This window comes from Methylomonas paludis, from assembly GCF_018734325.1.
In the GTDB taxonomy this organism is placed as follows: domain Bacteria; phylum Pseudomonadota; class Gammaproteobacteria; order Methylococcales; family Methylomonadaceae; genus Methylomonas; species Methylomonas paludis.
Genome location: NZ_CP073754.1, coordinates 700897 through 722224 on the forward strand (window position 1 = coordinate 700897; position 21328 = coordinate 722224).

Annotated in this window: 18 protein-coding genes; 12 read left to right on the forward strand and 6 right to left on the reverse strand. The window is 50.5% G+C overall.

The features are described from left to right. The first annotated feature begins 3 nt into the window (after positions 1-3). The 4 genes from pyk to KEF85_RS03325 all read left to right on the forward strand — a co-directional run bounded on the left by pyk (position 4) and on the right by KEF85_RS03325 (position 2638). Positions 4-1449 carry a pyruvate kinase gene (pyk, locus tag KEF85_RS03310; RefSeq protein ID WP_215583306.1) on the forward strand — a complete coding sequence of 482 codons (1446 nt, stop codon included), beginning with the start codon at positions 4-6 and terminating at the stop codon, positions 1447-1449. 69 nt (positions 1450-1518) lie between these two features. Beyond that, positions 1519-1671, forward strand: coding sequence for a hypothetical protein (locus tag KEF85_RS03315; protein ID WP_215583307.1), 153 nt, complete (start codon positions 1519-1521; stop codon positions 1669-1671). Between the two features lie 356 nt (positions 1672-2027). After that, on the forward strand, positions 2028-2246 hold the full coding sequence (locus KEF85_RS03320; RefSeq protein WP_215583308.1) for a hypothetical protein: 219 nt from the start codon (positions 2028-2030) through the stop codon (positions 2244-2246). 77 nt (positions 2247-2323) lie between these two features. Then, entirely contained in the window at positions 2324-2638 is a 315-nt protein-coding gene (locus KEF85_RS03325) for a type II toxin-antitoxin system VapC family toxin (protein WP_281413706.1), read from the forward strand. A 364-nt stretch (positions 2639-3002) separates the two neighbouring features. Here KEF85_RS03325 and KEF85_RS03330 read toward each other — a convergent pair whose 3' ends face one another. The 3 genes from KEF85_RS03330 to KEF85_RS03340 all read right to left on the reverse strand — a co-directional run bounded on the left by KEF85_RS03330 (position 3003) and on the right by KEF85_RS03340 (position 5394). Then, entirely contained in the window at positions 3003-3974 is a 972-nt protein-coding gene (locus tag KEF85_RS03330) for a 2-hydroxyacid dehydrogenase (RefSeq protein ID WP_215583309.1), read from the reverse strand. Positions 3975-4037: 63 nt separating this feature from the next. Further along, on the reverse strand, positions 4038-5201 hold the full coding sequence (locus tag KEF85_RS03335) for an aminotransferase class V-fold PLP-dependent enzyme (protein ID WP_215583310.1): 1164 nt from the start codon (positions 5199-5201) through the stop codon (positions 4038-4040). Next, positions 5188-5394, reverse strand: coding sequence for a hypothetical protein (locus KEF85_RS03340; RefSeq protein ID WP_215583311.1), 207 nt, complete (start codon positions 5392-5394; stop codon positions 5188-5190). Before KEF85_RS03340 ends, KEF85_RS03335 begins: the two co-directional genes overlap by 14 nt. Positions 5395-5573: 179 nt before the next feature. On the opposite strand from KEF85_RS03340, the gene KEF85_RS03345 reads away from it, so the two are divergent. From KEF85_RS03345 to KEF85_RS03360, 4 genes are all read left to right on the forward strand, one after another. After that, the gene (locus tag KEF85_RS03345) at positions 5574-6527 is read left to right on the forward strand and encodes an HpcH/HpaI aldolase/citrate lyase family protein (RefSeq protein ID WP_215583312.1); all 954 of its coding nucleotides are present in this window, start codon (positions 5574-5576) and stop codon (positions 6525-6527) included. Positions 6528-6611: 84 nt separating this feature from the next. Further along, positions 6612-7793 (forward strand): malate--CoA ligase subunit beta, encoded by a 1182-nt coding sequence (locus KEF85_RS03350; protein WP_215583313.1) that lies wholly within the window; start codon positions 6612-6614, stop codon positions 7791-7793. 9 nt (positions 7794-7802) lie between these two features. Next, positions 7803-8693, forward strand: a complete 891-nt coding sequence (sucD, locus tag KEF85_RS03355; RefSeq protein WP_215583314.1) for a succinate--CoA ligase subunit alpha — start codon at positions 7803-7805, stop codon at positions 8691-8693. Positions 8694-8806: 113 nt separating this feature from the next. Next, positions 8807-13027: a DEAD/DEAH box helicase gene (locus KEF85_RS03360; protein WP_215583315.1), complete on the forward strand. Its 4221-nt coding sequence runs from the start codon at positions 8807-8809 to the stop codon at positions 13025-13027. On the opposite strand, the gene KEF85_RS03365 is transcribed toward KEF85_RS03360, so the two are convergent. Then, positions 13024-13821 carry a GntR family transcriptional regulator gene (locus tag KEF85_RS03365; RefSeq protein ID WP_215583316.1) on the reverse strand — a complete coding sequence of 266 codons (798 nt, stop codon included), beginning with the start codon at positions 13819-13821 and terminating at the stop codon, positions 13024-13026. The genes KEF85_RS03360 and KEF85_RS03365 overlap by 4 nt on opposite strands. A gap of 472 nt (positions 13822-14293) precedes the next feature. Between KEF85_RS03365 and KEF85_RS03370 the strand changes: the two genes are divergently transcribed. From KEF85_RS03370 to smbP, 4 genes are all read left to right on the forward strand, one after another. Then, entirely contained in the window at positions 14294-16444 is a 2151-nt protein-coding gene (locus KEF85_RS03370; RefSeq protein ID WP_215583317.1) for an adenosylcobalamin-dependent ribonucleoside-diphosphate reductase, read from the forward strand. An 11-nt stretch (positions 16445-16455) separates the two neighbouring features. After that, a complete protein-coding gene (locus tag KEF85_RS03375) occupies positions 16456-17127 on the forward strand; it encodes a TSCPD domain-containing protein (RefSeq protein ID WP_215583318.1) in 672 nt (223 codons plus the stop codon). A 159-nt stretch (positions 17128-17286) separates the two neighbouring features. Continuing rightward, positions 17287-18150 (forward strand): metallophosphoesterase, encoded by an 864-nt coding sequence (locus KEF85_RS03380; protein ID WP_215583319.1) that lies wholly within the window; start codon positions 17287-17289, stop codon positions 18148-18150. A gap of 163 nt (positions 18151-18313) precedes the next feature. Further along, the gene (smbP, locus tag KEF85_RS03385) at positions 18314-18649 is read left to right on the forward strand and encodes a small metal-binding protein SmbP (RefSeq protein WP_215583320.1); all 336 of its coding nucleotides are present in this window, start codon (positions 18314-18316) and stop codon (positions 18647-18649) included. Between the two features lie 179 nt (positions 18650-18828). On the opposite strand, the gene KEF85_RS03390 is transcribed toward smbP, so the two are convergent. Together KEF85_RS03390 and KEF85_RS03395 are read right to left on the reverse strand one after the other, a co-directional pair. Further along, positions 18829-19515 (reverse strand): M15 family metallopeptidase, encoded by a 687-nt coding sequence (locus tag KEF85_RS03390; protein WP_215583321.1) that lies wholly within the window; start codon positions 19513-19515, stop codon positions 18829-18831. Positions 19516-19517: 2 nt separating this feature from the next. After that, positions 19518-21257 carry a diflavin oxidoreductase gene (locus KEF85_RS03395; protein ID WP_215583322.1) on the reverse strand — a complete coding sequence of 580 codons (1740 nt, stop codon included), beginning with the start codon at positions 21255-21257 and terminating at the stop codon, positions 19518-19520. Between the last annotated feature and the right edge of the window lie 71 nt (positions 21258-21328).

Consider the following 21328-nt stretch of genomic DNA (forward strand, 5'->3'; position numbering starts at 1 on the left):
TTCATGCAGTTAAAGAGAACCAAAATCCTGGCTACGCTAGGGCCTGCCACCGATAAGCCCGGCGTTTTGGAAGGCTTGTTCGATGCGGGAATTGATGTTGTGCGGCTTAACTTCTCGCACGGCTCGGCACAAGATCATATCAATCGTGCAGAACGCGTCAGAGAGCTCAGCAAAAAAACCGGACGCCGGGTTGGCATTCTGGCCGATTTGCAAGGTCCCAAAATTCGCATTGAGCGTTTTAAAGACTCCAAAATCTGGCTGGAAGAAGGCCAGGATTTTGCGCTCGATATCAATCTTGGCAAAACCGACGGTGACAACACTCAGGTAGGTATCAGCTATGAGCCCTTGGCCAGAGAAGTACGGCCCGGCACCCGGTTGCTGCTTGATGATGGCCGGGTAGTGTTGGACGTGGTTAAAGTCGAAAACAACACCAGGGTATTCACCAAGGTTGTTGTCGGTGGTGATCTGTCCAACAACAAAGGCATCAACCTGCTGGGTGGCGGTCTGTCGGCGGCGGCTTTAACCGAAAAAGACAAAGAAGACATCAAAACCATCGCAATCATCAGTGCTGATTATGTGGCCATTTCATTTCCGCGCACCGGCGCAGATATGGAAGAAGCCCGTGCTCTGCTGGAAGCCGAAGGCTGCTATGCCGGTCTGGTGGCCAAAGTGGAACGTGCCGAAGCTATGGACGTAATCGACGAGATCATTCTGGCCTCAGACGCCATTATGGTAGCGCGCGGCGATTTGGGTGTGGAAATTGGCGATGCCAATTTGCCGGCTGCACAAAAACTGCTGATCAAACGTTCCAGAGAACTGAATCGGGTGGTGATTACCGCTACCCAGATGATGGAGTCCATGATAGAAAATCCTATCCCGACTCGCGCCGAAGTGTTTGACGTGGCCAATGCCATCGTCGACGGCACCGATGCCATCATGCTGTCCGCAGAAACCGCTTCCGGCAAACATCCGATTAAAGCGGTGGAAGCCATGGTGCGTATCTGTCTGGAAACTGAAAAACAACCGAGTGTGGTCACTTCTCAACACCGTATGGCCGATAGCTTCAGCCGGGTTGATGAAGGCATAGCCATGTCTGCTATGTATTTGGCCAATCACACTAAAATCAGCGGTATTGCTTCCTTAACTGAAACTGGTTCCACCACTTTGTGGATGTCCCGTATCAGTTCCGGTATTCCGATATTTGCCTTTAGTAGTCATGAGAAAACCCTGGGCCGCGTCACTTTATACAGAGGTGTGTTCCCCATCCCGTTTACCCATGAAAAAATGGCTAACGCCGATGTCAATCACTACATCATCGACAAGTTGAAAACGCGCGGTGTGGTCAATGTCGGCGACTCCTTCATTATCACCAAAGGCGATGCCACCGGTCATATCGGCGGCACCAACTCCCTGAAAGTGATCACTGTTGGCGAAGATCCGATCCGTTAGTCCTGACAAACTCCCCGGCCTGCCGGGGAGTTTGTTCCAGTCTCAATCAATAATCAATCCAATGTAGCCTTGATGCAGCAACGCGGAATCGAGGGCTTGGCTATGCCTATCGTGGTTGCCATTATCTCTGGAGGAACAGCGATGCTTGCGTTCAAAAAAGAAATCGTCGAATGGATTGTAAATAGAGGACACGCCTGCCCAAAATTTGGAAATGTAAAATAGAAAGCAGAGTGTGGCTGGCGTATAGTTTTCGATCACAATAATGGTGCCTATTGTTCATATTCTACACAAATCTTTACGATTAGCCTTATTAATAGACTTGCCAACACAAACATTGGGGGCTTGTCTTTACCTATTGGACCAACCGCATGATCTTGGGCGACAGTCTGCAAGTTATGACCAGAACAGCCTAATTTTGCGCGCCATCAAAGTAAGATGCGTCAGCCTTACGAATTCTGAAGCCTATATAATAACGGCATCAGCTTGATGGCTTATCGATTGGACGATAATATAGTGACCGATCAATGCAGTTTTACAGATAGGTTGACAATCACGGCACTCATAATGCAGAGGTAAGTATGTTAAAAAGTTACGAAGCAACCTTAGATCACGGTCAAATCAAATGGTTGGGCGAAACACCCATAATCGCATCAGCTCGCATCCTCGTCACCATACTCGAAGAATCCCAACCTAAAACCAAGCGCTGTCCACCGGTCTCCATTGCCGGCAAAGGTAATACCGTAGCCGATATTGTCAGCCCCATCTCCGACCTGGAGGACTGGGAATGCCTGAAATAATCGTGCTGGACACCCATATTTGGTTTTGGTGGATAAGCCAGTAGTACCAGCGATTTCCGAACCAATGGCTCATCCTCATCGAAACCGCCGATCATGTCGTTGTTTCGCCGGTTTCCTGTTTTGAAATTGCTCTGGCCCAGCAACGCGGCAAATTGAACTTACCTTGCCCAGTCGGTGACTGGCTGCAACTAGCGCTTGAGCCGTCGGGCGTGGAGTTATTGCCGTTGACAGCAGCCATTGCTGCGCGTGCCGTCACGTTGTCGCCAGTCCATAAAGACCCTTTTGATCGATTGATCATCGCCACGGCTCTGGAACATCAAGCCCGTCTTGCCAGCGTCGATAGCGTATTTCCAAATTACCAAGAACTCGAATCCTGCCGCTTGCAAGCCTAAATTACAAGCCTAAATTAATGGCTAACCCCCCCCAAAAAACACCCTCGGTCAACTCAGCATCGCAACTCTGATCCACGATGCTACCCGTAAAACTCCCCGCCGCCGAATACCAGACAGTGGATGGCCAGAGAAGAGCAAAATCCGATTCGCTTAATGAGCCCCGCAACCGCGACCCGCACCTGGTTTGACGCGGCAAGGACGAACAGGACTGGTCGGATTGAATAAGCCGTGGGGAAGTGCCTTCTGAGTTTATTGTGATTTGAACAACCGTTAGAATTCTAACTGGTTAAAGCGTTACCTCAAATCAGAAAACTGCTTTTCGGAAAGGATTTACTCAAAAATCCTTCTTAAATGTGCATATCCCCTAAACCACCCGGTCCGGCAACTCCCCACCCGCAAAATACGCCTCCAGATTAGCCAGCACCTTTTCCCCCATCGCGGTGCGGGTGGCAATGGTCGCGCTGCCTAAATGCGGTAATAGCGAGACATTTTCCAGGTTCAAAAAGCCGGGATGGATATTAGGTTCACCTTCGTAGACATCCAGGCCGGCACCGGCAATGCCTTTTTCCTGTAACACTTTGATCAAAGCCGAGCTATCCACCACATCACCGCGCGCGGTATTGATCAAATGCGCGCTAGGTTTCATTAAACTCAAGCGCTCAGCATTGATTAAATGCCGGGTTTCATTGCCGCCGGGGCAGTGCAGTGAGACATAATCGCAGTGCGGCAGCATGGCTTCGATACTGTCACAGCGCACCGCCTGCAAATCATCCACAATGGCCTGTTCCGCCGGACTGGGTTTGACATACAGAATTTTCATACCAAAGCCGTGATGGGCTTTTCTGGCTACCGCCTGGGCAATCCGGCCAAAGCCGATCAGGCCCAGCGTGGCACCGGTCACGTCGCTGCTCATCATATGAGTAGGACACCAGCCTGTCCAGCCACCGGCTCGTACCAGACGGTCGCCTTCCGCGCCGCGCCGCGCCGACATCAGCAGCAAAGTCATGGCAATATCTGCAGTACTTTCGGTCAATACGCCGGGGGTGTTGGTAACGATCAAGCCCTGCTGTTTGGCGGCATTGATGTCGATATGGTTATAGCCGACACCAAAATTGCCCAAAATCTTGCAGCGCTTGTTGGCGACATTCAACACTTCCGCAGGAAGGCTGTCGCAGACAGTGGGGCAGACGGCATCGTAATTTTGCAGCGCTGCCTGAAATTCGGCAAGGCTGAAGGGGTGATCATCAAGATTCAAGGTCAGCTCATAGCGCTCTTGCAGCTTGGCTTCAACAGAGGCCGGCCAGCGGCGGGTAATCAGAACTTTAGGTTTGCTCATGACATTGCCTGCTTGTAAAGATGCCAAACCGGGCAGCATAGCCCGGTTTGGCCGACTAGGGGTTTAAGCTGTAGCGCGATAATACTCCAGTGCCGCACCAACGCCACTGCCGGGCTGGATGGCTATGCCGCTGTCCAGCAGCGCCATTTCCACGCCGGCAATCGCGCCCAGCAACGACACATCGTTCATGTCGCCAATATGGCCGATACGGAATACTTTGCCGGAGACTTCACTCAAACCAGCACCCAAAGAAATATTGTATTTTTTAAAAGCAATGCTGATGACTTCGCGGGCATCTTTGTCGGCCGGTACTACAATAGCCGTAACCGTATCCGATTCAAAACCAGGTTGGGCGCAGATTTCCAGGCCCCAGGCCGCCACGGCGCGGCGCACACCTTCCGCCAGCCGGTGATGACGGGCGTAAATATTGTCTATGCCTTCAGCCAGTAGCAGTTCCAGCGATTTACGTAAACCGTGCAGCATTGGTGTCGATGGCGTATAAGGTGTATAACCGTCTTTATTGGTGTTGATCTGATCCTGCAATGACAAAAACGCGCGGGGGTAAGTGCTGGTGCTGGCAGCCGCCAACGCTTTTTGGCTGAAGGCCAGAATCGCCGCACCGGCCGGCAGCATAAAGCCTTTTTGTGAACCGCTGATCGCTGCGTCCACACCCCAATCGTCATGACGGAATTCAATGCTGGCAATGGAACTAACGCCATCCACAAACAGCAGTGCCGGGTGATTGGCGGCATCCAGGGCTTTGCGCACCCCGCCGATATCGCTGGTAACGCCAGTCGATGTTTCGTTATGTGTCGCCAACACTGCCTTGATTTCGTGGCCGGTATCGGCTTTCAGGCGTGCTTCCAGGTCATCCAGCGGGATGCCTTTGCCCCATTCAACTTCGTGGAATTCAACAGTAAAGCCCAGACGTTTGGCCATTTCAATCCATAAATGACTGAACTGGCCAAACCGGTAAATCAGCACTTTATCGCCGGGGTTTAAGCAATTGGTCAGCGCCACTTCCCAGCCGGCAGTACCGGTGGCTGGAAACACGAAGCATTGGCCGGTTTCAGTACGGAAGATTTTTTTCAGATCAGCCAGAATCGGTTTGAACAGGTCTGGAAAAATCGGTGAACGGTGATCTTCCATCGGCAGGTGCATGGCACTCAGCACTTCGTGCGGGGTATTGGTGGGACCGGGGATAAATAAATGATTACGACCTGCCATCAGGCTTCTCCTTTAATAAAATAGATTGATTGCGTTCCAGTGGCAGCAGCGGAAAATCGGACAGGAATGATACCTGGCACAGGCTTTTCCGGCATAGCTGAGACGTGGCGGCCTGTAAAGCTGACCACTCGGCGTGCCTGCCGGATAAGGCAGTGCTGTGGATACGCAGATTAAAACCTAGCGATATTGTCATATTTATCTGCATTCGGCAAGTGTTTCAGCCGGCTTTTACCCAGGTTTTTTAGCCAAACAGCCAATTTCATTGGATTGGGAAGATTGACATTAGCGGCTCTAAAAGTAAAATGTCAGATTGTTTTGTCTTAGCCGGACAGGCGTCTCTTTAGTCAATCTAAATTTATAGGAATCCAATACATGAGTCATACACTATATGTGGCCAATACCCAACGTGTACAGCGCTGCGAATTGGCGGTGCCAGGGTCGAATCCCGACATGTTCGAAAAAGCCCTGAAAAGCGGTGTAGACTTCGTATTTCTTGATCTGGAAGATGCCGTTGCTCCGGATGACAAGCTGCAGGCCCGCAAAAATGTGATTCAGGCCATTAACGATCTGGACTGGGCCGGCCACGGCATTACCCTGTCGGTACGTATCAACGGTCTGGATACGCAATTTATGGTGCGCGATGTGGTGGATCTGGTTGAACAGGCCGGCGCAAAAATCGACACCTTGCTCATTCCCAAAGTGGGCGTCTATGGTGACGTTTATATGGTGGAAGCCATGCTCAACCAGTTGGAAATGCAACAAGGTTTGAAAAATAAAATCGGTATCGAGTGTCTGATCGAAACCGCACTGGGGATGGCCAATGTTGAAGACATCGCCAAACAGGGTGCGCTCGGTGGCCGGGTGGAAGCTCTGCATTTCGGTGTGGCCGACTATGCTGCCAGCAACCGGGCACGCACCGTCAATATCGGTGGTCTTAACCCCGATTATCCGGGCGACCAATGGCATGCGGCCATCAGCCGTATGACCGTGGCTTGCCGCGCCTATGGCCTGCGGCCTATCGATGGCCCGTTTGGCGACATCAAAGATCCCGACGGCTTTAAAGCCGCCGCCCGTCGTGCTGCTGCGCTGGGTTGCGAGGGTAAATGGGCTATCCATCCTTCTCAAGTGGCGTTGGCGAATGAAGTGTTCACCCCGCCGCCGGCTGAAGTTGACAAAGCCAAGCGTATTCTGATTGCCCTGCAGGAAGCCGCTGCCCAGGGTAAAGGCGCTGCCGCGCTGGATGGCCGCTTGATAGATGCCGCCTCTGAGCGGATGGCCAATAATATCGTGCGTGCCGCCGAAGCCATTGCAGCTAAAAGCCGCTAGGCAGCATAGTTGCAAAAATTCAGTCCGATCTATGCATCGGGCTGAGATTTTTAATGAATTCCAAAATTAATTTAGAGAGATGCGATGGATATTCATGAGTATCAAGCCAAACAGTTATTAGCTGAATACGGTGTCAAAATTGCCGACGGTGGCCTGGCTTACAGTCCGGAAGATGCCGTGCAGCGTACCCGCGAAATCGGTGGTAATGTCTGGGTTGTCAAAGCCCAAATCCACTCCGGTGCGCGCGGCAAAGCCGGTGGTATCAAAATCTGCAAAACCCACGACGAAGTCTGGGATGCCGCCGAAAAACTGCTGGGCAGACGTTTGGTTACCCATCAAACCGGTGCCGCCGGAAAAGTCTGTTTGCGTTTGTATATCGAAGCCGGCACCGATATCGCCAAAGAACTGTATTTCAGTCTGCTGGTCGATCGTGCCAAAGAACGCATCGTCATGGTGGGTTCAGCGCAAGGCGGCATGGATATCGAAGAATTGGCGGAAACCAATCCGGATGCCATCAAGAAAATTTATATCGAGCCGGCTGTCGGCCTTCAGGACTTTCAGGCCCGCGAAATGGCTTTTGCTTTGGGCCTGGAAGCAGATCAAATCCAGCACGCCGTAAAACTCATTCAGGGCAGTTATAGAGCCATGCGTGATCTGGATGCCAATATGCTGGAAATCAATCCGTTGGTAGTGACAGCGCATGGCGAGCTGGTGGCACTGGATGCCAAAATGGGCTTTGACGACAACGCCCTGTTCCGCCGGCAAAGAATTTCCGAATTGCGTGACAAAACCCAGGAAGACCCCCGCGAAATGGCGGCGGCTGATCGCGGCCTGAGCTATGTTGGATTGGATGGCGACATCGGTTGCATGATCAATGGCGCAGGTTTGGCTATGGCCACTATGGACATGATCAAACTGGCCGGCGGCGAACCGGCCAATTTTCTGGATGTCGGCGGCGGTGCGTCTGCCGAACGCACCGAAAAAGCGTTTCGCATGGTATTGGCGGATGCCAATGTCAAAGCCATGCTGGTCAATATCTTTGCCGGTATCAACCGTTGCGACTGGATCGCCGAAGGTGTGGTGCAGGCCGTAAAAAATATCGACATGAAAGTGCCTTTGATCGTACGTCTGTCCGGCACCAATGTCGAACAAGGCCGGAAAATCATCGCAGACAGTGGTTTGCCTATCATTATGGCGGATACCCTGGCGGAAGCTGCCGAAAAAGCCGTGCAAGCCCGTAACGAAGTCGTCGCAAAACTAGCTTAAGGAACTCACATGGCAATTTTTATCGATAAACAAACCCGAATTATCGTCCAGGGGTTTACCGGCAAAATCGGCAGTTTTCATGCTCAAGACATGATTAACTACGGCTCCAACGTGGTTGGCGGCATTACCCCCGGCAAAGGTGGGCAAAAACATCTGGATCGGCCAGTGTTCAATACTGTCCGCGAAGCAGTGGAACAGGCCGGTGCCGAAGCCAGCATCGTGTTTGTACCGCCGGCTTACGCTGCCGATTCCATCATGGAAGCCGCTGAAGCCGGCATTAAATACTGTGTGGCCATTACCGATGGAATCCCCACTCAGGATATGATGAAAGTCAAAATTTTCCTGAGCCGTTTTCCCAAAGAACAGCGCATGGTGCTCACCGGCCCCAATTGTGCCGGCACCATCAGTCCCGGTAAGTCCATGCTGGGTATTATGCCTGGTCATATTTATATCCCCGGCAATGTTGGTATTGTTGGCCGTTCCGGTACGCTGGGCTATGAAGCGGCAGATCAGATGAAATCACTGGGTATCGGTGTCTCCAGCTCGGTAGGGATAGGCGGCGACCCAATTAACGGCAGCTCACACCGCGATATTCTGGAAAAGTTTGAAACCGATCCGGAAACCAAAGTAGTGGTCATGATAGGCGAAATCGGCGGCCCTCAGGAAGTAGAGGCTGGTTTGTTTGCCAAAGAACACATGAGCAAGCCCTTAGTGGCTTATATTGCCGGCTTGACTGCGCCCAAAGGTCGGCGCATGGGTCATGCCGGGGCCATTATTTCTGCCAGCGGCGAATCGGCCGCAGAAAAAGTCGCTATTCTGCAGGAACTGGGTGTCACCATAGCCCCAACTCCGGCGGCAATGGGGGAGACCGTTGCCAAAGTGTTGGCAAAATTGGGTTAAAACGGCTTAATTACTTCGAAAAGCCCGCTTAATGTGGGCTTTTTGCTAAATTATGTTAGGCTTGTCCGTTCAGCCGTCATCTCGACGATATCTTTAAACAGAATACTCACGGCATGAATTCCGATCAACTCAGCAAACATCTGACCCAATTTCAGGCCTTGCCGCTTGAACTGCAAAGTATTGTCAAAGTGCTGGCGGTTTATCACGACTATATTTCCCTGACCAGCCTCAGCAAATGCCTGTATAGCCTCGGTATCAAAGACGGCAGTAAAATGGTGAAAGCCGAATCCATCAAAGCGCGTATCAAACCTTTGATCAAAGAAGGCCTGCTCCAGGAAAACGCCAAGCCGGGCGGCACCCGCTGCGCACGCAGCATAGCTGAGTTGATAGTCAGGCATATGGTTGATGTCGGCGAGTTTGAAAAATATGCCGAACTGGTTATCAGGGAAAGCGGTTATGGCGGCGGGTATTACCGCTATCACAGTATTGAAGAATGTATACGTGAAGTCAGAATCCATTTCTATCGGGGCGATTACGATCAAGTTGAGTCCAGCCTCAAGCTGGGTGAACGCTATCCCGGCAAAGTACCCGATCGCATTGAGCTATATCTGGCCTGGTTTCTTAATCCACTGGATCTGGACTGGTTTCGGCGCCATCATCCCGTTTTGCTGGTCGAATTAGCCGCTTTTGCCGGCATCCATCAGCAAGTTTATTGCTACCGCCATGCCGAGTTGAGTGATTTTTTGCAACAGACCCTGGAAAGTCCGGAAGGCCGCGAATCCGGGTTCCTGGCCAGAGTGGTGCTTGAGCTCCAATTCATGCGTGGTGAATGGCAAGACTTGCCGCCGCAATTGCTGGGTGTCAGCGAACCGGAGTTACTGGCCATGAACGCCATGCTGGTATTCATGCAGGGTCAATATTTGGCAGCTATCAATCTGTATGAAACAGCGTTGGCTCAGCTGCGCAAAAAATCCGGGCAGCGTAATCTATATTTTTACGGGTTAGCCGGGGTGTTTTACCCGTTGGTCATTTTAAAAAACGCCGATATCAAACAGCGCAACAAATTAGCCACCCTGCTGAACCAGGCCATTAAGCTCAACGGTTATTGGACGGGGGTTTATCAATATCTCAGCCATTATCTGCAGTTTTTACAGGGTGACTTATCCAAACGCCAGTTATTGCTGGGTATTGATGTCACACACAGGATACATAGCGGTTTTAGAGAAAGTGGTGGGCCGGATACTCTGTATACCGCACCATTATTACAGCATGTATTTTTACTGCTGATTAAATTCTGGATCAAAACTGATTTCCAGACGCGAGTGATCCCGCAAGATCAGCAGCTCTACAGTTATTTGACCAATAACGGCTATTTATGGCCGGCCGCCGAACTGGCCAAAGTCTTTTCCACACTGGAACCCATTCGGGGGCAGCAATGGCAAAGCCGGTTTTTTGAGCAGCGCCCGCTGGCACTGGCTGATTTATTTGTCAGCCGGCCCGATTGGGAACTGGCTTTGGATGCCCTGGCGTTTTTGCCGGTTACCGACAAAAAAACCGATACCGGTCAGCCAACCAAGGCCACCCGTTTGGTGTGGCTAGTCAGTCATGATGAAAAAAATCACACGCTTAACCTATCCCCCCGCGAACAAAAACAGCAGGCCAAAGGTCAGTGGAGCGCCGGACGTGCCATTGCTTTAAAAAGACTGGCTCAGGAAACCGTTGGTTTTGATTACATCACCGAGCAGGATTTAAAACTGTGCGCCCATATCAAAGAATATCGTGATACCAGTTGGTATGGCAAAGGCACTTTTTTCGAATTTGATAATGGCGTCCCGGATGCTTTGATAGGCCATCCGGCGCTGTTTCTGCAGGATGCTCCGGAAGTGCGGGTCGAAGTGGTAAAAGGCAATGTTGAGCTGCACGTAAAAAAGCTCAGTAAGGGCGATAAAATCAAAATCCAGCTTGAACCGCAGCCTTATCATGAGCAAAAGTTCTATATAGTCAAAGAAACGCCTACCCGTTGGCGGGTAGTTGAGTTCAATGCCGATCATCACCGAATCTTCGGGGTGTTGGGCGCACAAGGCCTGGAAGTACCGCTCTCCGCCAAAGACAGAGTATTGCAAACCCTGACCAGTATTTCCGGATTGTTGACTGTGCATTCCGATATCGGCGGCAACGCCGGTAGTGCCGCCCAAATTCAGGCCGACTCCACCCCGCGTATCCACTTGTTACCGCTGGGCGAAGGCTTACGGGTCTCGCTGCTGACCCGGCCATTTACCAATGCCGGCAGTTATTTTCAGCCGGGGCAGGGCGGTATCAGCGTGCTGGCCGAAATCGACGGCAAACCGCTACAGGCCAAGCGCGATTTAAAACTGGAGAAACAGCGCGCCGAGCGAGTCCTGGCCGCCTGTCCAATCCTGCAACAGGCCGAACGCGATGCCGGCGGCGATTGGTTACTGGACAGCGCTGAATCCTGTCTCGAGCTATTACTGGAAATCCAGGCTCTGCCCGAAGGCGAGTCCCTGCTGGAATGGCCGGAAGGGGTACGGTTTCGCTTATTGGGGCAAAGTAGTGGTTCCGGTTTTAGTATGCAGATCAAACAGGATAACGACTGGTTTGCCTTGCAGGGCGAGTTAAAAGTCAATAACGATACCGTTGTCGAAATTCAGCAGTTATTGGGCCTGCTCAATAATGGACAAAGCCGCTTTCTGCAGCTCAAAGATGGACAGTTCTTGGCATTGACCGATGAATTTCGCCGCCGGCTTCAAGAGCTCAAAGCTTATACTGAGCAAAGCGGTAAAAAACTGCGCATTAATCCGCTGGCAGCTCTCAATCTGGAGCAGTGGCAGGAACAGGCCGATATTAAAGCCGACAAACACTGGCAAGCCCATCTCCAACGCCTAAAGGCCGCCCGCGACTACCAGCCGCAACTGCCATCCACTTTTCAGGCTGAATTACGTGATTATCAAATTGACGGCTATAACTGGCTGGCTCGCCTAGCTTATTGGGGAGTGGGAGCTTGCCTGGCCGATGATATGGGTCTGGGCAAAACCGTTCAAGGTTTGGCTTTGCTGGTGGAACGAGCACCACTAGGCCCGAGTTTGATCATAGCCCCCACTTCGGTATGCATGAACTGGGAAAACGAAGCCCACCGTTTTGCGCCGACCCTAAATCCCATTGTCCTCGGCAGTGGCGACCGCCAGCGCCTGATCGACAATCTGGCGCCGTTTGATTTGCTGATTTGCAGCTATGGTTTGCTGCAACAGGAACAGGTCGCGGAAATGCTGGCCGGGCTTAGTTTCAGCACCGCCATCCTCGATGAAGCCCAAGCCATAAAAAATATTGCCACCCGCCGTTCTCAGGGCGCCATGAATTTGCAGGCCGGGTTTAAAATCATCATGACCGGCACCCCACTGGAAAACCATCTGGGTGAATTATGGAATTTGTTCCGTTTCATCAATCCCGGACTGTTGGGCTCACTGGAGCAATACCAGAAACGTTTTGCCGGCCCGATCGAACGCGATCATAATCCCGAAGCGCGTTTCCAGCTTAAAAAACTGATACAGCCCTTCATTTTGCGCCGCACCAAAACCCAGGTGTTGCAGGAATTGCCGCCACGTACCGAAATCCCGGTGTATGTGGAATTAAGCCCCGAAGAAACCGCTTTTTATGAAGCCCTGCGCCGGGAAAGCCTGGCAATTTTGACCGGCATTGATGCGCCGCCCGGCCACAAGCATTTGCAAATTCTGGCTGCCATCACCAAATTACGCCGTAGTTGCTGTAATAGTCGGCTGGTGAATGCTGATTTAGGGCTGCCCAGCAGCAAACTGGCTGCGTTTGCCGAAATTGTGGACGATCTGCTGGATAATCGCCATAAAGCGCTGGTCTTCAGTCAGTTTGTCGATCATTTGCAATTGATCAAAGAATATGTTGAGCAGCGTGGCATCCCCTATCAATATCTGGATGGCTCTACGCCTGCTAAAGAGCGGCAATTGCGGGTCGATGCCTTTCAGCGCGGCGAAGGCGAACTGTTTTTAATCAGTCTCAAAGCCGGTGGTGTGGGCTTAAACCTGACCGCCGCCGACTATGTCATCCATATGGATCCCTGGTGGAACCCTGCCGTGGAAGATCAGGCTTCAGATCGCGCTCACCGGATGGGTCAGTTGCGGCCAGTCACCATTTACCGGATGATAGCCAAAAACACTATCGAAGAAAAGATCGTGGCCTTGCACAGCCATAAACGCGATTTGGCCGATAGTTTATTGGATGGCGCAGATATCAGCGCCAAGGTATCGGCGGACGATTTATTGAGTTTGATGCGTGGGGAAAGCTAAACTTGCAATTTCACCCGGTAGGTATAAGCATCGCCCCGAAAAGTACCTTCCACATATTCCACCATCGGCCCGGCGACCGAATAGGTTTTGCGCTTTAACAACAAACAGGGCTCAGGTTTATCAAAGCCAAAAGCCTCGGCCTCGACCTGATTATTCATCACCGCCTCTATGCTCTGGTCGGCATGGGTCAGGATAATGCCGCAATGCTCCTGCAAAAAAGCATAGGCCGATCCCGATACATCCCAATTTGCCAATTCCGGGGCCAGGGTCAAGTCATACCAGGCACACTCTCGCGATAGCGGTATCTCATCGCCCAGGCGAATGCGCACCAGTTTTAAAAATTCGGCAGTGGAAGGTCGGCCAAACAGGGAAGATACCGTGCGATCCTGAACAATAGCTCTTTCCAGCAACAGCGTCGACGGTTGCATACCCAGTTCACGCATTTCCTCGGTAAAACCCTTCAGACGTCCCATTTGTGGGCTGATACGCGGTGGTGATTTAACCTTTACGCCCAGGCGGCCATGAGTGCTGATGTGATCCTGAGCGCGTAATTCATCATAACAGCGGCGCACCGTGGTGCGGCTAATGTTCAGGGCTTCGGCCAAAGTACGTTCCGAAGGCAGGCTAAAGCCTTCGGGTATTTCACCGGATAATATCATCCAGGAAATTCGATTCAACAGTTGCTGGTAAACCGGCTCGGAAACGCCGGGGTCGGGCCTTAAGCGCTCGATAAAACTGGAACTGTCTTTGGGCGGGTATTCAGTGTGGTGGGGTAGATGGCTTTGATTCAGCATATCTCGGTGTTTAATTGATCTTGGGTTGGCTTAACAAGTCAGACCATCAGTAGAGCGGTGAGTTCATAGCTAAATGTGTAAGTTACATTACATATTACCATGCTTATTTTATAATATTTAGTCAATAAAAATCAATGGCTTAAATGTTTTAAATCCTGGTTTGGCGGATTTGGACATTAGTCCGGATTTAATTGATGTCTTTTTATTCAGCTTGAGCCGGTAAATTAGAGAGGCATGATTGCGATTTGTTTAAGTTTTCAAGCTAAGTTATTGAACTGTAATAAGTGCTGATAGTTTCTGCTGGTCACAGAGAAAAACCTTGGCAAAAACACAATATATTGTGTTAATATATTTTAAAAATACTATATGCGGTGTTGTTGCGCATGATGACTTTTAATCAATACGCTTCAATAGCTTAGCCCGCTCCGGCTAGGCAGCAGGTTTTAATGTTTAAATAGCCCAGGGAATCCGAATGACCGCCAAACTTCATGTCGTTACGCCAAACAATGTTGAAATTCCGTTGCAAAGCGCCTCGCTGGACATCTGGGACAGTAAATATCGCTTAAAAACCAAGGACGGCAAAGCCATCGATGCCAATATCGATGAAACCTATCAGCGGGTTGCCAAAGCCTTGGCTGGGGTTGAGTCTAGCAAAGCCTTGCAGGACAAATGTTATAAAGAATTTTTATGGGCGCTACGCAAAGGCGTTATTCCCGCCGGTCGAATTATCTCCAACGCCGGAGCGCTGGCGCATAAACCGGCCACTTCTACCATCAATTGTACCGTGTCCGGCATCATCGAAGATTCTATGGACGATATTCTCGGTAAAGTTCACGAAGCTGGATTAACCCTGAAAGCCGGCTGCGGAATAGGCTACGAGTTTTCTACCTTGCGCCCCAAAGATGCTTATGTATCAGGGGCCGGTGCATATACTTCAGGGCCGCTGTCGTTTATGGATATTTATGACAAAATGTGTTTCACCGTGTCTTCAGCGGGTGGCCGGCGTGGTGCCCAAATGGCCACTTTTGATGTCGCCCATCCCGATGTGGTGGAGTTCATTCGCGCCAAACGCGAAAACGGCCGTTTGCGCCAGTTCAATCTGTCGCTGCTGATTACCAGCAGCTTTGTCGAAGCAGTAAAAAACAATCAGCCCTGGCCGTTGTCGTTTCCGGTTAGCGCCCGGGAAGTGGCTGCCGACCAGCTTGATCTCAATGATACCAAAACCATCGTCTGGCGCGATCTGCCCAACAAAAAAGGCTATGTGGTCAACGAAGCCGGCCTGGTGGCCTGCCGGATCAGCAAAGTCATTCCGGCCCGGCGTTTGTGGGACATCATCATGTCATCCACTTATGATTATGCCGAGCCTGGTTTCATTTTGATCGACAAAGTCAACGAAATGAACAATAACTGGTTTTGCGAGCATATTCGTGCCACCAATCCTTGCGGAGAACAACCTTTACCGCCTTATGGCAGTTGCCTGCTGGGTTCCATCAATCTGACCCATTTCATCGAAAAGCCCTTCAGTAAAGATGCCAGCTTCGATTGGGACAGCTACCGTAAAACCATCCGCATATTTACCCGCATGTTGGACAATGTCGTCGAAATTAACGGCCTGCCCCTGGAAAAACAGCGCGAAGAAATCATTGGCAAACGTCGTCACGGTATGGGCTATCTGGGTTTGGGTTCCACCATCACCATGCTGGGATTGCAATACGGTGGTCAGGAGTCCTTGGCTTTTACCGAAGAAGTCACCAAAGTACTGGCTGTGGAGGGCTGGAAAGCCGGTTTGGAACTGGCTAAGGAAAAAGGCCCGGCTCCAATTATGGAGCAACTGTTTACCGTGACCGGCGAACTGCTGCACAAACGCCCGGAAATGATTCAAGATGGTTATAAACTGGGTGATCAGGTGCCCGGCAAAGTTTTGCATGCCAAATACAGCCGCTATATGCAAAAAATTGCTCAGGAGGAACCGCAATTGGTCAGCGAACTGGCCGAAGTAGGCTGTCGTTTCACCCACCATAGCTCCATCGCCCCTACCGGCACCATTTCCCTGTCACTGGCCAATAACGCCAGCAACGGCATCGAACCGAGTTTTGCCCACCATTATTCGCGTAATGTGATCCGCGAAGGTAAAAAATCCAAAGAAAAGATCGACGTCTATTCCTATGAACTGCTGGCCTACCGGCACTTGGTCAATCCGGAAGCTATCCCGTACACTGAACGCCCGGAACAACAATTGCCGGCTTACTTTATTGCCGCTGATGATGTCACCCCCAAACAGCATGTCGATATCCAGGCTGCAGCCCAAAAATGGATAGATTCTTCCATTTCTAAAACCGCTAACGTACCAACCGACTATCCGTATGAAGATTTTAAAACTATCTACGAATACGCTTACGAACAAGGTCTGAAAGGCTGCACCACTTTCCGCTTTAATCCGGAAGCCTTTCAGGGGGTACTGGTCAAGGAATCCGATCTGGAAAACACTACATATCAATTCACCCTGGAAGACGGCCATGTCGTGGAACTGAAGGGCAATGAAGAAGTGGAATACGATGGCGAAATTCACAGCGCCGCCAATTTGTTTGATGCCTTGAAAGAAGGCTATTACGGTAAGTTTTAAGCGAGGGCATCATGACACATAAAATCAGCCAAAAAATTGTCAGCTATAAAGTGCTGACTAAGGACAACACCGCAACGGTTCCGGAACCGCAAAAATCGCTGGAGAGTATGCATGAAAATGTCGAGCGCCCGGAAATGTTGCTGGGCTCGACCTACAAAATCAAAACCCCGCAATCGGAACATGCGCTGTATATCACCATCAACGATATGTTGCTGAATCAAGGTACCCCGCATGAAGAGCGTCGTCCCTACGAAATCTTCATCAACTCCAAAAACATGGAGCATTTTCAGTGGGTGTTGGCATTAACCAGGGTAATCTCGGCAGTATTTCGTAAAGGCGGAGACGCCTGTTTTCTGGTGGAAGAATTAAAAGCCGTATTCGATCCGCGCGGTGGATACTTCAAAAAAGGCGGGGTATTCATGCCTTCACTGGTCGCAGAAATCGGCTACGCCATTGAAGCGCATATGAAACACATCGGCATGATTAAACCCACTGCCATGACCGATCACCAGAAACAGTTTCTGGCCGAAAAACGCCGCGAATTTGAAGCCTTGCACGGCGACAGCAATGAGCAATCCTTCCCGGAAAAAGCCGTGCTCTGTAATAAATGCAGTACCAAGGCTATGGTGCTGATGGACGGCTGCATGACCTGTTTGAACTGCGGTGACAGCAAATGCGGTTAAGGCTGATATTAAGCATCGCATAATGCCTGAACGGTTTGGGTTTTGTCCTTCAGCCCAAACCGATAGCCAATTAGCTGCCAGCAATTATCCTGCCAATTGCACTTTTCCTGAAAACTTGTATAGTAACAACTATATATAGTTATCCACACCATCATTATCATGTATTTTTCCAGCAGCCAATGGCTGCCCAGTCCGCAAACCTTGCCGGCACAGCGCAATATCTTTGCCGTAGGCGATATTCACGGTCATTATCAGGCCTTAACCGCTCTCAATGCCGTCATCGCTATGGAAATAGCCGCCCAGCCCGAACTGGAACATACAGTGATATATCTGGGGGATTATATTGATCGTGGCCCGAACTCCCAAAAAGTTCTGGAAATTCTGCAAGCCGGCCCGCACCAGAATGTGGAAACCATTTTCCTGCGCGGCAATCATGAACAATTTTTAATCGATCTGCTCAAGTTTCAGCCCTGGGTGGATGATGATTATCTGGAATGCTGGCATGAAAACGGCGGTGATACCACGCTGCGAGATTTACAGATTAGCGATTATCTGCATTTACGTTATACCTCGGCCGGATTGCAGACCTTAAGCAGCAAAATAGCCAAGGCGCTAGGCCCTGATCTGGCCCAATTTTTGAACAAACTGCAAGCAATTCACCGTATCGGCAATTATGTGTTTGTTCACGCCGGGGTAGACCCGCAAAAGCCGCTGGCCGCTCAATCTGAACAAGAGTTTTTGTGGATCAGAACGCCATTTATGCAGGGTGGCAGTGACTGGCAACACGACTTCACCGCAGTGCACGGTCATAGCATTACCATTCCCAGTGTTTATCCGCACCGCATCAGTGTCGATGCCGGCTGTTATCACACCGGGATGCTTTGCGCCGTGCAAATTCGTGGTGACAAATTGCGCTTTATTCGCGTCACCCAGCAGCCGAATTATGTCTGGAAACATGATTTTTTAGGTAAGGATCATTGGCAGTGGAGTGAAGCCAGGCCGGTTGTTGCTGATTTTGCTTAGCGGCTATTTACAAACTGAAAAATTATGGAATACTGATGAAGGCCGATAAATGAATTCAGAGGAGTCTATACACAAAAGCCTGTTGTCTTAACCATCACTAGGATGCGGAGTTTAATGCAGACTTTCGGCTAATACAAAAATTACAATTATGCTGGAGGTACTTATGTCAAGAATCATCTATTTAGTCAGTTTTTTACTGCTTGCAGTCAGTAGTGGAGTCTTTGCAGAACCCCATGCCGATGCCGCCCTGGAAGCTACCAACAAAGCCGTTTTGCACGGTAAATCTGGTCATGTCTCCTTGCTGGTCGAATACGCCCAAACAGCGCTGGAACAAGCCAAACAAGGTGCTGCAGTCGCCAAGGACGAAGCCAAAATCCATATGGATGCCGCCGTAAAATCGCTGGACGAAACTATTCAACACGGCAAAACCGGCCATGTTGCTATCGCCACCAAATCAGCCGAAGCTGCCGTGACCCATCTCCAAGAAGGGAATAAATAAACCTTCCCGCCACTTTTAGAACTGCATCTAACAGCCGGCATCTTGGGGTGTCGGCTGTTAGATTTTACCAAGTTCAACGTATCCTTATAACTACTCAGCATTCAGGTATCGCTTTAAAAAACAGGCAGTTGTAGGATGTGCTAAACGCAGGGCAGCGCATCATTATTTATGCTGAATAATTACAACCCAACAAACTCAACCACCCCATAAACCGCAACCTGCCCGCATCGGCTGGCCCAAAACTGATTACCATAATCAAAATGCCACCATTCTTCCGGGTAATTGCTCAAGCCTTGTGCGCCCAGCACGTCCAGCAATAATTGGCGGTTATCCCGCTGCAGATGCTCCTGCCGGCTTAGCTTGGGTAAACGGCTGAAATAGTCGGTATGAGAACGGAAGCTGAATTCATCAAAAGCACTGCCCATATCCAGCAGGCGGCCTTCGGTATCAATTAGGGTTAAATCCACCGCACCGCCGGTTAAATGCGGGGAAGGGCAGCTCGGTTCGGTATTGGGAAAGGACACAAAAATCTGGGTTTGCGCCAGCAACTCAGCGGCCGGCCAATCAGGGTGTTTGGCGTGCAGTTCGGCTTGATACTGATCAAACAGATAGCGTTGTACAGTAACCGGTCGCCAGCCGTCAAATACATACAAGCGCAAATCATTCGGCAACTGCTGGGCGGCACGGGCTAAACGCCGGGCTACTGAATCGCGCACATAACACTCAGCCAAGCTACCCGGAATTTGCCAAGCAAAATAAGTGGCGCCGGAGCTGATTTTATCCGGCGCATAATGGCGTACATCAACCAAAGCTTCGCCGTTGTCAACGATAGGCACTTTCCGCCAGTCGTCGGTAGCGGCGGTCATGCTTAATACACGTCGCGGACGTAACGCTTGTCTTTTTTCAGCTGATTGACATACTCAACCGCTTCCAGCAGACTTTTTTTGCCGTGAATGCGGATTACCTCATGCAGAGCTTGATCAACGTCTTTGGCCATTCGATAAGCGTCACCGCAAACAAAGAAATAACCGCCTTGTTCCAGCCAGGCATACAACTCCGCACCATGTTCTATCATGCGATCCTGGACATAGATTTTCTGTTCCTGGTCACGGGAGAAGGCCAAATCCAGCCTGGTCAGCACGCCTTCAGCCTGTAAGGTCTCGATTTCTTCGCGATAGATAAAATCGGTTGCCGCATTGCGGTCACCAAAAAACAACCAGTTTTTACCGCTAGCCTGACGGAACTGGCGTTCCTGCAAAAAAGCGCGGAATGGTGCTATACCGGTGCCGGGGCCGACCATAATCATCGGCAGGCTGTCATCACTGGGTACTCTGAAATTGCTGTTGGGCGAGAAAAATATTTTTACATCAGTATCTGCAGTCACCAGATCGGCCAGATAAGTTGAGCACACCCCTTTATGCTGGCGGCCATGACCAGAGTAACGCACACTGGCTACGGTCAAGTGCACAGTATCAGGATGTTTTTTGCCGCTGGAGGAAATCGAATAAGCCCGGTGCTGCAGCGGTTTTAACAGACGCAGAAATTCGGCGGCAGAAAACTCGGCGCCAGGAAACTGCAGCAGTAAATCCAGAATATCGCGGCCCCATAAATAAGCGGACAGTTTTTCCTTATCGCCGCTGTTGAGCAGAGCATTCAGTTCCTGATCACCGGAACGTTTGGCAATTTCTTCCAAAAACTCTTTGCCAGGCAGTTTTATTTCATAATAACTGCGTAAAGCTTCCGCTACTGTTAATAATTCGCCATTCACAGGTTCTTCTTCGTCACCGTTGCAGTTCAAAGCCTGGAGAATATCTTGGACCAAATCCGGACAGTTGCTGGGTATGACACACAGGGCATCGCCAGCTTCATAACTCAGATCGGAGCCGGCTATGGAAATTTCGTAATGGCGGGTTTCTTTGGAAGAATCCAGCGCCGTCAAAATCCGGTTGACCTGTAATTTGGCCGGAAACGGATTTTTACGGTTATAAGTTGATTTGGCGGCAGGTGCATCGGTATCAATTACCGCTACCGTCTCGGCGCCCTCGGCCATTAACGGTATTACCTCGCTTAGCCATTGTGCGGCAGGAGCCTCAAAATCCACATCACAATTGACCCGATCAAAAATACGCGTTGCGCCCAATTCCTGCAAACGATTATCCCAATCAATACCGGCCTGACAGAATAAATCATAACTGGTATCGCCTAAAGCCAGCACCGAATAATTGATGCCTTCCAGATTCGGCGCAGCTTCGCTATTAGCGGCATCCCACAGCAGCTCGGCATTATCCGGCATGGCCCCTTCGCCGTAAGTACTGGTGATAATCAGCAGATAAGCCATACCAGCCAATTGACCGATTTCAACCTTATCCATGCTTTTAACGATGGGCAGCAAACCATGACTTTTGGCTTTGGCAGCAGCATCGTTGGCCAGAGATTCAGAATTGCCGGTTTGAGTGCCGTACAGAATATGCAGGACACGGGCATTGCTTTGATTGACACTACTGGCGCTATGCAGCATGTGGCTATGCATGCCGGCAAAAAAACCGGCCAGCCAGGCGCGTTGGGTATCACTATAAGGAGCGTTTTCTGGGATAAAAGGTGCTTTCATTTTATTACCATGGTTAGACAGTTATGACTGTCCAGTCACAAAATTTGAGTCATGCCTATCCGGCCGGGGGT